This window comes from Aeromonas sp. FDAARGOS 1418, assembly GCF_019048585.1.
In the GTDB taxonomy this organism is placed as follows: Bacteria; Pseudomonadota; Gammaproteobacteria; order Enterobacterales; family Aeromonadaceae; genus Aeromonas; species Aeromonas caviae.
The window spans coordinates 2097224-2111446 of record NZ_CP077387.1 but is presented as its reverse complement, the minus strand read 5'-3'; the positions used below and the strand labels follow the sequence as shown (position 1 = coordinate 2111446).

The following is a 14223-nucleotide window of genomic DNA, read 5'->3' as shown; positions in this document are numbered from 1 at the left end:
CACCATGAGCAAAATTTTTGAGGACAACAGCCAGACCATAGGCAACACCCCGCTTGTTCGTCTCAACCGTGTTACCAAGGGCCGCGTGCTGGCCAAGATCGAGAGCCGCAACCCGAGCTTCAGCGTCAAGTGCCGGATCGGTGCCAACCTCATCTGGGATGCCGAGAAACGCGGCGTGCTGACCAAGGGCAAGGAGATCATCGAGCCCACCAGCGGCAACACGGGCATTGCCTTGGCATTCGTGGCTGCGGCCCGCGGCTATCCCATCACCCTGACCATGCCGGCTACCATGAGCCTCGAGCGCCGCAAACTGCTCAAGGCCCTGGGTGCCAACCTGGTACTGACCGAAGGTCCCCTCGGCATGAAGGGCGCCATCGCCAAGGCCAACGAGATCCTCGAATCCGAGCCGGGCAAGTACGTGCTGCTGCAACAGTTTGAAAACCCGGCCAACCCGGAAATCCACGAGCAGACCACTGGCCCCGAGATCTGGGACGCCACCGATGGCGAGGTGGATGTGTTCGTGGCGGGCGTCGGCACCGGCGGCACCATCACCGGGGTCTCCCGCTACATCAAGAAGACCAAAGGCAAGGCCATCGTCTCCGTGGCGGTCGAGCCCAGCGAATCTCCCGTCATCAGCCAGAAACTGGCGGGTGAAGAGATAAAGCCCGGTCCCCACAAGATCCAGGGCATCGGCGCCGGCTTCATCCCGGGCAACCTGGATTTGAGCCTGCTGGACCGCGTCGAGCAGGTTAGCAGTGACGAAGCCATCGAGATGGCCCGCCGCCTGATGGAAGAGGAAGGGATCCTGGCCGGTATCAGCTCCGGCGCTGCCGTGGTCGCTGCCAACCGTCTGGCCGAGCTGCCGGAGTTCGAAGGGAAAACGATTGTCGTCATCCTGCCGAGCGCCGCCGAGCGTTACCTCTCCAGCGCCCTCTTCGCCGGTGTGTTCAGCGAGCAGGAATTGCAGCAGTAGTTGATCAGCCAACACCAAAACGACGGCGCTCCTCGGAGCGCCGTTTTCATTATGCGCTAAACTCTCTAGCCACCAGTGCCACTCGGCCCCTTATTTTTTGGGGTAAAATAACAAACTTGGATATGACAAAAAAAGCAGACATTCTGTGATAAATCTCATATCCTGTGCGGCGTCACGAGGTGTTTGCTGGCAAGGTATCACAAGGTAACAAAGTGTTATTTTTCGTTATAAAATAATTTCAGGCCAGGCCTGACGCGGCTTGCAGCCTGATAGCGAAAAAATACCTGTCCACGACGCCGAATACTGCACAGAAAATTGACCTGGATTAAACCATTGCAGGTCTGATTTCGTTACTTTACAACATATCCATACTGACACGGTGAGACAGGAAGCCTCATTGGCGACCATCTCTCCAAACAATATCAATAATATGGGGTGAAACCATGTACGAGAAGTCTGTTGTTATTACTGCTGAAAACGGCCTGCACACCCGTCCTGCAGCTCAGTTCGTGAAAGAAGCCAAAGAATTCCAAAGCGAGATCACTGTGGTCTCCGGTGGCAAATCCGCCAGCGCCAAGAGCCTGTTCAAGCTCCAGACCCTGGGTCTGACCAAAGGCACCAACGTGACCATCCAGGCTGACGGCCCGGACGCTCAGAAAGCCGTTGAGAAGCTGGTTGCCCTGATGGACGAGCTGGAGTAATCCAGCTTTATTCCTCCCCCACAGTCGTTTTAATAGGAAGGATTATGATATCTGGCATTCTTGCGTCCCCCGGTATCGCATTCGGCAAGGCGCTTCTTCTGAAAGAAGATGAAATCGTTATCAATCAGGGCAAGATTCCCGCCGAACAGATTGATGCCGAGATCAACCGCTTCCTCGAAGCCCGCACCAAGTCAGCCGCACAGCTGGAAGCCATCAAAGAGATGGCCGGTCGCACCTTCGGTGAAGAAAAAGAGGCCATCTTCGAAGGCCACATCATGCTGCTCGAAGATGAAGAGCTGGAAGGGGATATCAGATCCTTCATCAAAGAACACAAGGCCTCTGCCGACAGAGCCGTTCACGAGGTGATCGAACAGTACGCCAAGATGATGGCCGATCTGGATGACCCCTATCTGCGTGAGCGCGCCACCGACTTCCGTGACATCGGCACCCGTCTGGTCAAGAACGTACTGGGCATCGCCGTTGTCAACCTGAGCACCATCGACGAAGAGGTCATCCTGGTCGCCAAAGACCTGACCCCCTCTGAAACCGCTCAGATCAACCTGAAATACGTACTGGGCTTCGTCACCGACATCGGTGGCCGTACCTCCCACACCTCCATCATGGCCCGCTCCCTGGAGCTGCCGGCCGTCGTGGGCACCAACGACATCACCGAGCGCGTCAAGAACGGTGACATGCTGGTGCTGGATGCGATCAACAACCAGGTCATCATCAACCCGACCGCCGACCAGTTGAACGAAGCCAAGAAGTTCCAGGCCCAGTTCCAGGCCGAGAAGGACGAGCTGGCCAAGCTCAAAGACCTGCCTGCCATCACTCTGGATGGCCACCAGGTCGAAGTGTGCGCCAACATCGGGACCGTCAAGGATACCGAAGGCGCCATCCGCAACGGCGCCGAAGGCGTGGGTCTGTACCGTACCGAGTTCCTGTTCATGGACCGTGACGCGCTGCCGACCGAAGACGAGCAGTTCAAGGCTTACAAAGAAGTGGCCGAAGCCATGCCGGATCAACCGATCATCGTCCGTACCATGGACATCGGCGGCGACAAAGAACTGCCCTACATGAATTTCCCGAAAGAGATGAACCCCTTCCTGGGCTGGCGTGCCGTGCGTATCTTCTTCGATCGCACCGACATTATGCACGCCCAGCTGCGGGCCATCCTGCGTGCGTCTGCCTTCGGCAAACTGCGCATCATGTTCCCGATGATCATCTCCGTCGAAGAGTTCCGCAGCCTGAAGGCTACCGTGGAGACGCTGAAAGCCGAACTGCGTGCCGAAGGCAAAGCCTTTGATGAATCCATCGAAGTCGGTATCATGATCGAGACCCCGGCCGCGGCCGTGATGGCTCATCATCTGGCCAAGGAAGTGGATTTCTTCAGTATCGGTACCAACGACCTGACCCAGTACACCCTGGCTGTCGACCGTGGTAACGAGATGATTTCCGCCATGTACAACCCGCTGTCACCCTCCGTCCTGACCCTGATCAAGATGGTGATCGACGCTTCCCATGACAATGGCAAGTGGACCGGTATGTGCGGTGAACTGGCTGGTGACGAACGCGCCACCCTGCTGCTGCTGGGTATGGGTCTGGATGAGTTCTCCATGAGCGCCATCTCTGTACCGCGTATCAAGAAGCTTATCCGCAACACCAACTTCGAAGATGTGAAGGCCATGGCCGACCAGGCGCTGAGCTTTGCCACCGCAGCCGAAATCGAAGCGTGCGTAGATAACTTTATTAAGCAGAAGGCAGTCTGCTAAGATCGGCTGCAAACAGCGACAATCATCTCTAGGAGCTTTTACTATGGGTCTGTTCGACAAACTGAAGAAACTGGTTTCCGACGACAGTTCTGACACTGGCGGCATCGAAATCTTTGCTCCGCTGTCCGGCGAAATCGTCCCCATCGAAGATGTGCCTGACGTCGTCTTCGCCGAGAAGATCGTCGGCGACGGCATCGCCATCAAGCCGGCCGGCAACAAGATGGTTGCTCCGTGCGACGGCACCATCGGCAAAATCTTCGAGACCAACCACGCGTTCTCTCTGGAGTCCGACTCTGGTATCGAGCTGTTCGTTCACTTCGGTATCGACACCGTCGAGCTGAAGGGTGAAGGTTTCACCCGTATCGCTCAGGAAGGTCAACAGGTCAAGCGCGGTGACACCATCATCGAGTTCGATCTGGCCGTTCTGGAAGCCAAAGCCAAGTCTACCCTGACACCTGTGGTCATCTCCAACATGGACGAGATCAAAGAGCTGGTGAAGATGACTGGCGCCGTGACCGTGGGCGAGACCCCGGTGATCCGCATCAAGAAATAATGCGCCCTGGCCTGACGCCAGCGACCGCCAAAAACCGAAGCCTGGTGCTTCGGTTTTTTTTTGCCCCTTCCATCTCCCGATACTCCATGGGCTCCCGCACAGGTCAGCATGACGGCAAACAGGCAGAAATGTTATCGAGATCAACACGGGCATAAGCAAGCCGAGTACCCTCAAGAGGGATACCTGCGGGTCCTTTGGCTCGATATGAGACGGGATGAAAAGAGATAAACCGCTTAAGTGGCGAGGAGACAACGATGCTGAGAAATACCGAACAACGTTATGGCAGCCTGAGCATAGGGCTGCACTGGTTGACCCTGCTGCTGATGATCGCCGTCTATGCGCTGATGGAGTTCAGGGACATCTTCCCCAAAGGGTCGGCCGGCCGCGACCTGATGAAGGAGTTTCACTTCATGGTGGGTCTGCTGATCCTGGCGCTGGTGGTCGTGCGCCTGCTGGTGCGCGTGGGTAGCCCTTCACCGCGTATCGTGCCCGAGCTCTCCCCCCTGATGCTCACGCTGGCCAAGCTCGCCCACCTGGCGCTCTATGGCTTCTTGCTCCTCACTCCGCTGCTGGGCTGGCTGCTGTTGAGCGCGGGCGGCAAGCCCATCCCCTTCTTCGGCCTGGAGCTCCCCGCCCTCATCGCCCCCGACGACGGCCTGAAGGTCACCATCAAGGAGCTGCACGAGACGCTGGCCAACATTGGCTATGCCCTGATTGCCCTGCACGCGGCGGCAGCCATCTACCACCACCATGTGCTCAAGGACAACACCCTGACCAATATGCTGCCCGAGCGCAAATAACCAGCAACAAGTTGCACGCCAACAAAAAGGCCCCTGTGACAGGGGCCTTTTTGTTCATGGAGGGTCATGGGCGACACGTCGTCAGCCGGGCAACACCACCCGGCTTTCGCCGCCGCCGAGGGCCTCCACCCGCACCTGCACGCCGATCCGCTCCACCAGGGTCTGCACGTGGGAGATGACCCCGATCTGGCGACCAGCCGCCTGCAGGGAGTCGAGACTGGAGAGCGCCAGATCCAGGCTGTCGGGATCGAGGGTGCCGAAGCCCTCGTCGATGAACAGCGATTCGACCTGGGTCTGGCGCGACGACAGGCTGGAGAGGGCCAGCGCCAGCGCCAGCGACACCAGGAAGCTTTCACCGCCGGAGAGGGAGTCCACCGAGCGCACCTCGTCCCCCATGTCGAGATCCACCACCTGCAGCGCCAGATCGGTGCCGGGCACTCGCTCCAGCCGATAGCGGGGGGAGAGCTCGGCGAGCTGGGCGTTGGCCTCCAGCAGCAGCCGCTCCAGGGTGAGGCTCTGGGCGAAGGTGCGCAGCTTGGCGCCGCTGGCCGAGCCGATAAGGTCGGAGAGGCGCTGCCAGTGATCCGCCACCGCCTGCTGGGCGGCCAGTTCCTCCTGCAAGGTGCCCGCTTTGAGGGCCGCCGCCTCGGCCTGGGCCAGCGTGCTCTTGCACTGGAACAGCTGCTCGTCGAGAGCGCGGCAGTGCGCCTCCAGCGCCGTCAGCCGGCTGTCGAGCTCCTCTGGTGCCAACGCGGCCAGCTCGGGGTGATGCTCGCGGTAACGATCCCGCTTGCTCTCCTCCAGCGCCAGCGCCCGCTGCCGCTCGGTCAAGCGGGTACGCGCCTCGGCGCGGGCATCCTCCAGCGCCTGCAAGGCGGCGCGGCGCCCCTTGAGCTCATCCGGACTCATGGCCAGCAGGCGGCGCAGGTCATATTCGGCGATGCCGAGGCTGCTGGCGTGGGCAGCCCAGCGCCCCAGCACCTCCCGCCGCCGCCGGCTGCTCACCTGCTTCTCCTGCTCCAGATGGCTGAGACGGGCCTTGAGCTCGGTCTGGCGCTCACGCAGGGCGCGGGCCGCCCCCTGCATCGTCTCCAGCTCGCTGGCCAGCTGCTGCAGCCGCTGCTGCCAGCGGCTCTCGACCAGGGCAATCTCCTCCCCCCCCAGACAGGTGGCGCGGCTGGTGACCATCCCCTGCCGTTGCTGTTCATGCTCCTTGTAGTCGCGCTCGAGCTTGTGCAGCAGCTCGCGCTGGGTCTGCAGGCGCGCCTCCTGGGCGCTCAGGGCCGGGGTGAGGCTGGCAATCTCGCCGGTCAGCCGCTCCCACTCGCTCTGACCGTGCAGCCAGGCCTCGCAGGCCCGCTGCCACTCGTGCCACTGCTGGCTGCCCAGCCACTGACGCCAGGGCTGGCCCCCCATCTGCTCGTCGAGCCGGTTGCCCCCCTGCTCGAGGCGCTGGCGCAAGGTCGTCTCCTGCTCGCCCATGGCCTTCACCTCCCCTTCCAGGGCGATGCGCTGGCGGTCGGCCTCCTGCCACTGCTGCTCGAACTGCTGGTGCTGGCTGGCCAGCTGGCTCAGCTGCTGGCGCACGGCCTGCAACTGCTGCTGCCCCTGCTGGGCCTCGCGCAGTTGCTGCTGGCTGCGGGCCAGCCCCTGCTCCAGGCTCTGGCCACGGCCCAGCAGGGTATTCATCAATTCATTCCACTCGATTGGGCTTTGACGCAGCGGCAGCGGATGGCCCAGCAGGGTATCGCCTCCCAGCTGTTGCCAGCGCAAGGTCAGCTGCTCGGCGCGCGTCTCCAGCTCAGGCAGATGTTGCTGACGCACCGCCAGCTGGCGGGCCAGCTCCTGGCGCTCGCTCTCGCACTGAATGTATTGGTGATTGAGCCGCTCCCACTCGAGCTCCAGGCTGCGGACGCGCTCCGCCAGTTGCCCCAGAATGCCCGCCACCTGTGGTTGGCTCTGGTGATAGGGGTGCTCCTCGGCGCCGCAGAGCGGGCAAGGTTCACCGTCGCGCAGGATGTGGCGATGCTGCTCGAAACTGGCGATGGCACGGGACTGCTCCAGCGCGTGGCGTGCCTCGTCCCGTTGCAGAGCGAGCCGCTCGCGGGCAGGCGTCAGCTCGTCGCCGAGGATGGCCAGCTTGCCGAGCGCCTGCTCCAGCTGGGCGATCTCCTGCTGCAGGCGACCATGCTGCTCGCCGTGATTGCGGCCATAGTCCGCCAGCTCCAGCAGCTGGCGCAGCTGGCCCAGCTGCTCGGTCTGCCCTTGCCACTGCTCCTGCGCCTTGGCCAGGCGCCCCTCCCACTGCTGCTCCTGCAGCTCGTGCTGCTGTTGCTGCAGCCGCGCCTGCTCGCGCTGCCAGTAGTCGCGCTCCTGCTGCCCCTGCTCCAGCTGGCGCTGCAACTGCCTGAGGGCGCGCAGCTTGTGTTCGCGCAGGGTAAGAAGCTGCTGCAGCCTGTCGGCATCCTCGGCCCAATCCTGCATCGCGGTGAGCAGGGGCTGCCACTGGCGGGCCACCGGCGCCAGCTCCTTGTGCTCCTCAAGCCAGGCACCCCACTGCTGGTGCTGGGCCTTGAGCTGCTCCACCTGCTGGCGCTGCTGGCGCCAGACTTGTTCCAGAGTGAGCTGCACCTCCCGCTCCTGCGCCCCCTCCTGCTGGATCTTCTGCAGTTGCTGCTGCTTTTCCCGAATGCGGGTATCGAGCTCCTGCGCCCGCTTGAGCTCGGGCTGCAGGGCGCCCCACTCGCGCTCGGCGGCGATCTTCTCTGCCAGCAGCTGCTGCTCGGTGAGGGCGCTCTGCTGGGTCTGCTCCTCCAGCTTGCCAAGTTCGGGGCCAAGCTCAGCCAACAGTTTCTCCTGCTGCTGCACCTCCAGGGTGAGGCGGGCCAGTTCGTCGTGATCGGCGCGGGCCACCTGGGCCTGCTCGGCGCGGGCGAACTCCTCCCGCTCGGGGGCGGCCGCACCGTGGGCCACCTCTGCGGCGGCAAGGGCCGCCTCCCCCTCCTCACAGGCCTGCAACTGGGCGGCGATACGGCCGTTGAGATCGCGCAAGTCCTGCATCAGCTGCTGTTGTTGCTGCTCGTGCTTGAGGCTGGTGGCGAGGCTTATCTGCTGGCTCACCCACTGCTCGCGGGTCGCCTCGTCCATCAGCGCCATGTCGCCGAGCCGCTGGCTGATGGCGGCAAGTTTCTGCTGCTCCTCCCGCGCCCGTTCATGGGTCTGGACCGAAATGGCGGAGTAGAGCTCGGTGCCGGTCATCCGTTCGAGCAGGGCCGAACGCTCGTCGGCGCTCGACTTGAGGAAGGCGGCAAACTCCCCCTGGGGCAGGATGACGGCGCGGCGAAACTGCTCCCAGGAGAGCCCCACCAGCTCGTCGATGCGATCCTGCAGCTCCCGCTTGCTGCCACTGAATACCTGGCCCGACACCACGTCGGTCAGGCTGCGCTCCTGGGCCTGAAAGCGCCCCTCGGCGCGGTTGCGCGCCCGGCGCACCGCCCAGCGGGCCAGCCAGACCCGGCCATCGCAGCCGCGAAACTGCACCTCGGCAAAACCGCTGGCGTGGCCGCGGCTGAGGATGCCGCGCACATCGTTGGCCTTGAGCTTCTCCTCGTCATCCATGCGACCCACTTCTGCGACGTTCTTGCGATTGGCGATAAAGCGCGGCATCTCATCAAAGAGCGCCAGACAGATGGCATCGAGCAGGGTGCTCTTGCCAGCGCCAGTATTGCCGGTGATGGCAAACAGGCCGGCGGCCCCCAGGGCGCCACCGGCAAAATCGATGGTGAATTGACCGGTCAGGCTGGCCAGATTCTCCCCTGACAGCGACAAGATTTTCATTGGCTGGACTCCTTCACCTGCTCCAGGATCTCTTCAAACGACGCCACCAGCTCGGCCTCCGGCTCCCCATCGAACTGACGCTGATAGCAGAGGCGAAACACCTCGGTGGGGGAGAGCTCATCGAGCCGGCGCTGGCAGGCACCGTCCGCCAGCCCCTGGCCCGAGCCCTGATAACTGGTCGTGATGCGGGCAAGGCGCACCGGCTTGTCGCCGATGGCGGCCAGTACGCGCTCGCGGATGCGGGCCTCGGGTTTGGGCAGCAGCAGCCGCACCTCGAGGAAGGGCTGCGCCTGCTGCGGGCAATCGGGCAGCGCCAGCGCCTCGATGGCCTGGAGCGCCTCGTCGAGGCCGCTCTGGGGCAGGCGGATCATCTCCACCGCGCGGGGCACCGGGATCCGCTCAAGCCGGGCCAGCTTGCCCCCCTCAAACGTCACCTCCAGCACCTGATGGTTGTAGTTCGCCTCGGCCAGCGAGAGCGGCAGCGGCGAGCCGCTGTAGTGCACCCCCTCGGCCGGACTCTGGGCCAGGTGCAGGTGACCCAGCGCCGTGTAGTCGGCGGCGGCAAACAGTTCGGCAGGCAGGGCATGCTGGTTGCCGCCGAGCACTCGCCGCTCGGAGAGCTCAGAGAGCTGGCCCGCCGCCAGATAGGCGTGGCCCATGGCGATGAGGGCCTGATCCGGATGGCAGCGCGCCCGCCCCTCGCTCAGCACCGCTTCATAGACCTGGCGCACCCCTTCGATGAGTCTGTCCTGCCCCTCGCTGAGCCCGTCGGGGCGCAGATCGCTGCTGCGCAGAAACGGCACGGCGGCGCACCAGGCGGCCACCTCGCCGTTTTTGCCTCGCAGCGGCACCAGCAGGCGCTCGGTCTCGAGGTGCCCCTCGTCGTCCCGACTGATGCTGCCCACCAGATGCAGGTCGAAGGCGCGCAGCAGCTCATGGGGGGCATCCAGCTTGGAGGGGGAGTCGTGGTTGCCGCCGATGAGCACCATCTCCAGTGCCGGGTGCTCGGCCCGCAGCCGTGCCAGGAAGCGGTAGAGCTGCTGCCAGGCACTGGCGGGAGGGTTGGCGGTGTCGAACAGATCGCCCGCCACCAGCAGGGCGTCGATGTCGCGGGTCTTGATGGTGTCGGCCAGCCAGTCGAGGAAGGCGTCGTGTTCGAAGCGGCGGTCGTGGCCGTGAAGCTGATGACCGAGGTGCCAGTCGGCGGTGTGCAGGATCTTCATGGAAAACGGCTCGATAAGGAGAAGAGAGCGGGGGCGAGGGCGCCCCGGGATGGAGACAAGATGAGGATGGAGCCCCCCGTTTTCAACCGGGGCAGCCCCAGACGTCAGATTCAGACGGCTTGGTAATGCATCTGGTACTGAAGATGGCCGGTGAGGGGATCGGGCACCTCCCCCCCGATTTCAAAGCCGTGGCGGCGGTAGAAACGCACCGCCGGCTCGTTCTCCACGAAGACCCGGGTATGCAGCTCGGCACATCTGGATCTGGCTTCCTGCAACAGGGCGTGCCCCACCCCCCGCCCCTGCCGGTCGGGGCGCACGAAGAGTGCAGCCAGGTAATCATCCACCAGCGCCATGAAGCCGAGCAGGTCCCCTCGCTCCTCGAACACCCAGATGCGGGCGTGATCGAGATAGCGGGTGCGCAGCTCCTCCTGAGCCTGCCACCAGCAGGAAGCGTCGACGAAATCGTGGGCCTGCAAGGATGCCAGCAGCCAGATCTCGACGATCTCTTCCATGTCTTCCGGCCGGCTCTGTCTCAACATGGTCGCATCCTTGTTAACAATTCGAACACTCGCAGTCTAGGGGAGTTCGACCGGGAGACGGGCGGTCAACGTGAGGCCATGTGAAGTCGATCGCCCTTTATTTAGCGAGAATGATTGGCTGATCACAAAGCGCCTCTCTAGTACAATGCCCGCCGGACAATCTAGAGACCGAGGACGCCATGTGGTTTAAAAACCTGCAGATTTACCGCTTTACCCGCCCCTTCGACCTGACCGTTGAGCAGCTGGAAACCCAGCTGGAAGCCTGCGCCTTCACCCCGTGCGGCAGCCAGGACATCTCCCGGTTCGGGTGGGTCAAGCCCCTTGGCAAATTCGGCTCCACCCTGACCCACGCCGCCTCTGGCCACATCCTGCTGTGCGCTCGCAAGGAAGAGAAGATGCTGCCCGGCACCGTGGTCAAGGAGATGCTGGCGGAGAAGGTAGAGGCCATTGAATTCGAGCAGGGTCGCGCCCTCAAGAAGAAAGAAAAAGAAGCGCTGAAAGAGGAGATCATGCACACCCTGCTGCCCCGCGCCTTCAGCCGTACCAGCCAGACCTTCGCCTGGATAAACCCTGCCGACAACCTGATGGTGGTGGATGCAGGCTCCGCCAAGAAGGCGGACGATCTGCTGGCGCTCTTGCGCAAATCCATCGGCTCCCTGCCGGTAGTGCCGGTGGCCCTCAAGAACCCGCCCGAGATCACCATGACCGAGTGGCTCAACGAGGGCAACCTGCCCGCCGCCTTCACCCTGGAGGACGAAGCCGAGCTGCGCAGCGCCATGGAGCACGGCGGCATCATCCGCTGCAAGCAGCAGGATCTGATGAGCGAGGAGATCAAGAATCACCTGGCCAACGACAAGCTGGTGACCAAGCTGGCCCTCAACTGGGGCGAAACCCTGAGCTTCGTGCTGGGGGACGATCTCTCCATCAAGCGCCTCAAGTTCAGCGAAGAGCTGCGCGAGCAGAACGACGACGTCACCAGCGAAGATCCCGCCGCCCGTCTGGATGCCGACTTCGCCCTGGTCACCGCCGAGCTCTCCCAGTTCATCCCGGCCCTGTTTGCCGCCCTGGGCGGTGAAGAGCAGTCCATCTAAGCAAATTGGCTCAGCCTGATTGCAAAAAACCGCCTTCACGGCGGTTTTTTCATCTCCATCGGCACCGTCGCCGCGGGCTGGTCCCCTCCGGGGTAGCGCGCCGCGCAATACCCTGACCCCATTGATTGCGGCAGCATGGCGCACTGCCCCGGCAGCATGACACCTCGCTAGAGTGCCCCCCTTTCCTGCAACAGTCGATGAAGTCGCTGCGCCAGGGTGCGGTAACCCTCGGCATTGAAATGCACCGCATCGGACTTCAGGGCCGGGTCTCGCAGCAACTCACCGATGCTGTCGTTGTCCAGCACCAGCCCGTACTGCTCTGCCAGCTCCTCGTAGAGGGGAGCGCCATCGGCAAACAGGGATTTTCGGGGCACCCCGACAAGCAGGATCTGGGCCCCGCTCCCCTGCACCGCCTCTATCATGGCAGCGAGATTGGCCTTGAGGGCCGCCTCCCCGCTGCCACGCAGGATGTCGTTGCCCCCCTCCAGCAGGATGACCAGAGCGGGTCTGTGCCGGGCCAGCAACCCGGGCAGGCGGGCCCTGCCGGCCTGGCTCAGCTCTCCGGACACCCCGCCATTGACCACGGGATGGCCGCTCAGGGTCGCCAGCACGCTGGGGTAGCTTTGGGACGGGCTCACCCCGCGCCCCTCGGTCAGACTGTCCCCGAAGGCGAGCAGGGTCTCCCCCTGGGCCAGCGGTCTGAAGGTCGGCTCCCCGCAGGCCGTCAGCAACAGGCAGAGCAGCCCCGCCATGCAAGGTTTCGCCAGCGTCCCCCGGTGTGTCATGAGCGCCTCCCTGATAGTTTTGTAACCATATGAGTATTAAGACAAACTTTTAATCAAGCTCCAAGTGTGACACATTTCGGCAGGTGAACAAGAAACCGACAAGGAGCCTGTCATGTCCCTCAAACCCCTCGGCCTGCTGGTCGCCCTCGGCCTGCTTGGCGGCTGCGCCTCCCAGGATGGCTTTCACTATGTCCCTCCTCCCCAGACCCTGATCGTCCCGGAGGCGGCCAGCGGCTGGATTGACAAACCGGGCTGGCAGGGCCGTGACTTCATGGTGGCGGCGGCCAACCCGCTGGCGGTGGATGCGGGCTACCAGATCATCAAGGCGGGGGGCAGCGCCGTCGATGCAGCCATCGCCGTCCAGCTGGTGCTGACCCTGGTGGAGCCCCAATCCTCGGGTATCGGCGGCGGCTCCCTCATGCTGGTGTGGGACGGCAAGCAGGTGGCGGCGGTGGATGGCCGGGAGACGGCCCCCGCCGCTGCCACCGATCAGCTCTTCATGAAGGAGGGCAAACCCATGGCCTTCTATGAGGGGGTGGTGGGCGGGCGCTCCGTCGGCGCCCCCGGCACGGTGCGTGCCCTGGCCCTGGCGCACGAGCGCTATGGCAAGCTGCCCTGGGCCACGCTGTTCGAACCCGCCATCACCCTCGCGGAGCAAGGGTTCGTGATAAGCCCCCGCCTCGCCACCCTGCTGGCAAAAGATCCCTATCTGGCCGGGGATCCGGACGCCCGTGCCTACTTCTATCAGGCGGACGGCACTCCCAAGACGGCAGGTACCCGGCTCACCAACCCGGCCCTGGCCAGGGTGCTGCGTACCCTGGCAAGCGACGGCCCCGACGCCTTCTATCGCGGCCCGCTGGCCGAGGCCATGGTGGCCAAGGTGCACGCCCACCCGACCAACCCCGGGGTGCTGAGCGCCGCCGATCTCGCCAGCTACCGGGCCAAGCTGCGGGACGGGCTCTGCTTTGACTATCGCCAGAGCGAGATCTGCGGCTTCCCGACCCCCTCCTCCGGCACCATCGCCCTTGGCCAGATTTTCGGCATGCTGGAGAGCCGGGACATGGCCGCCCTCAAACCGGTACAGGGGGAGCAGGGTCAACTGGCCGCCTCCAGCGAGGCCATTCACCTCTACAGCGAGGCTGCACGCCTCGCCTTCGCCGATCGCAACCAGTATGTGGCCGACGGCGACGTCGTCGACGTGCCGGTGACAGGTCTGCTGGACAAGGGCTATCTGGCGCAGCGGGGGCACCTTATCGGCAACCGCTCCATGGGCGTCGCCCAGCCCGGCAACCCGCCCCGAGCGCTGGCCAGGGGCCGGGACGCCACCCCGGAGCTGCCCTCCACCAGCCACATCTCCATCGTGGACAAGAGCGGCATGGCGGTGGCCATGACCAGCTCCATCGAGGATGGCTTCGGTTCGCGGCTGATGGTCAACGGCTACCTGCTGAACAACCAGCTCACCGACTTCTCCTTCACCTCGGTGGACGCCGCCGGCCTGCCGGTGGCAAACCGGGTGGAGCCCGGCAAGCGCCCCCGCTCTTCCATGTCGCCCCTGCTGGTGTTTGACAAGGCAAGCGGCGAGCTCGAGATGAGCCTGGGCTCCCCGGGAGGCTCGGCCATCATCAACTACGTGGGCAAGGCGCTGCTCGGCACCCAGGATTGGGGGCTCGACCTGCAGCAGGCCATCAACCTGCCCAATTTCGGCAGTCGCAACGGCCCCACCGAGCTGGAGCAGGGGCGCACGCCCGACGCCGTGGTACAGGGGCTCAAAGCCAGAGGGCATGAGGTCCTGCTTAACGAGCAGACCTCCGGGCTGCAGGGCGTCCAGCGCCATGCCGACGGCTGGCTGGGGGCCGCAGACCCCAGACGTGAGGGGGTCGCCAGGGGAGAGTGATGCCCCTTCAGCACCCTCGTTCACCATGGAGGAGGCCCGCCTCCTCCATGCCGTG

At 63.8% G+C, this 14223-nt stretch carries 11 protein-coding genes; 7 read left to right on the top strand and 4 right to left on the bottom strand.

All coding sequences use genetic code 11. The features are described from left to right. The first annotated feature begins 4 nt into the window (after positions 1 to 4). From cysK to I6L48_RS10055, 5 genes are all read left to right on the top strand, one after another. Positions 5 to 973: a cysteine synthase A gene (gene cysK, locus I6L48_RS10075; protein ID WP_041213300.1), complete on the top strand. Its 969-nt coding sequence runs from the start codon at positions 5 to 7 to the stop codon at positions 971 to 973. Between the two features lie 443 nt (positions 974 to 1416). Next, positions 1417 to 1674, top strand: coding sequence for an HPr family phosphocarrier protein (locus I6L48_RS10070; protein ID WP_005303128.1), 258 nt, complete (start codon positions 1417 to 1419; stop codon positions 1672 to 1674). A gap of 44 nt (positions 1675 to 1718) precedes the next feature. Then, positions 1719 to 3446 (top strand): phosphoenolpyruvate-protein phosphotransferase PtsI, encoded by a 1728-nt coding sequence (gene ptsI / locus I6L48_RS10065; protein ID WP_041213301.1) that lies wholly within the window; start codon positions 1719 to 1721, stop codon positions 3444 to 3446. Between the two features lie 43 nt (positions 3447 to 3489). Then, the gene (gene crr, locus I6L48_RS10060; RefSeq protein WP_010673569.1) at positions 3490 to 3999 is read left to right on the top strand and encodes a PTS glucose transporter subunit IIA; all 510 of its coding nucleotides are present in this window, start codon (positions 3490 to 3492) and stop codon (positions 3997 to 3999) included. A gap of 254 nt (positions 4000 to 4253) precedes the next feature. Further along, positions 4254 to 4799, top strand: a complete 546-nt coding sequence (locus I6L48_RS10055; RefSeq protein ID WP_113069911.1) for a cytochrome b — start codon at positions 4254 to 4256, stop codon at positions 4797 to 4799. Positions 4800 to 4880: 81 nt separating this feature from the next. On the opposite strand, the gene I6L48_RS10050 is transcribed toward I6L48_RS10055, so the two are convergent. The 3 genes from I6L48_RS10050 to I6L48_RS10040 all read right to left on the bottom strand — a co-directional run bounded on the left by I6L48_RS10050 (position 4881) and on the right by I6L48_RS10040 (position 10398). Continuing rightward, positions 4881 to 8636 carry an AAA family ATPase gene (locus I6L48_RS10050; RefSeq protein WP_216988013.1) on the bottom strand — a complete coding sequence of 1252 codons (3756 nt, stop codon included), beginning with the start codon at positions 8634 to 8636 and terminating at the stop codon, positions 4881 to 4883. Further along, positions 8633 to 9859: an exonuclease SbcCD subunit D C-terminal domain-containing protein gene (locus I6L48_RS10045; protein WP_216988012.1), complete on the bottom strand. Its 1227-nt coding sequence runs from the start codon at positions 9857 to 9859 to the stop codon at positions 8633 to 8635. Before I6L48_RS10045 ends, I6L48_RS10050 begins: the two co-directional genes overlap by 4 nt. 110 nt (positions 9860 to 9969) lie before the next feature. Further along, positions 9970 to 10398 carry a GNAT family N-acetyltransferase gene (locus I6L48_RS10040; protein WP_010673565.1) on the bottom strand — a complete coding sequence of 143 codons (429 nt, stop codon included), beginning with the start codon at positions 10396 to 10398 and terminating at the stop codon, positions 9970 to 9972. Between the two features lie 179 nt (positions 10399 to 10577). On the opposite strand from I6L48_RS10040, the gene rdgC reads away from it, so the two are divergent. Then, positions 10578 to 11489: a recombination-associated protein RdgC gene (rdgC, locus tag I6L48_RS10035; RefSeq protein WP_010673564.1), complete on the top strand. Its 912-nt coding sequence runs from the start codon at positions 10578 to 10580 to the stop codon at positions 11487 to 11489. A 167-nt stretch (positions 11490 to 11656) separates the two neighbouring features. Here rdgC and I6L48_RS10030 read toward each other — a convergent pair whose 3' ends face one another. Further along, a complete protein-coding gene (locus tag I6L48_RS10030) occupies positions 11657 to 12274 on the bottom strand; it encodes an arylesterase (RefSeq protein WP_042014750.1) in 618 nt (205 codons plus the stop codon). Positions 12275 to 12386: 112 nt separating this feature from the next. Between I6L48_RS10030 and ggt the strand changes: the two genes are divergently transcribed. After that, positions 12387 to 14168: a gamma-glutamyltransferase gene (gene ggt, locus I6L48_RS10025; RefSeq protein ID WP_216988011.1), complete on the top strand. Its 1782-nt coding sequence runs from the start codon at positions 12387 to 12389 to the stop codon at positions 14166 to 14168. The last annotated feature ends 55 nt before the right edge of the window (positions 14169 to 14223 follow it).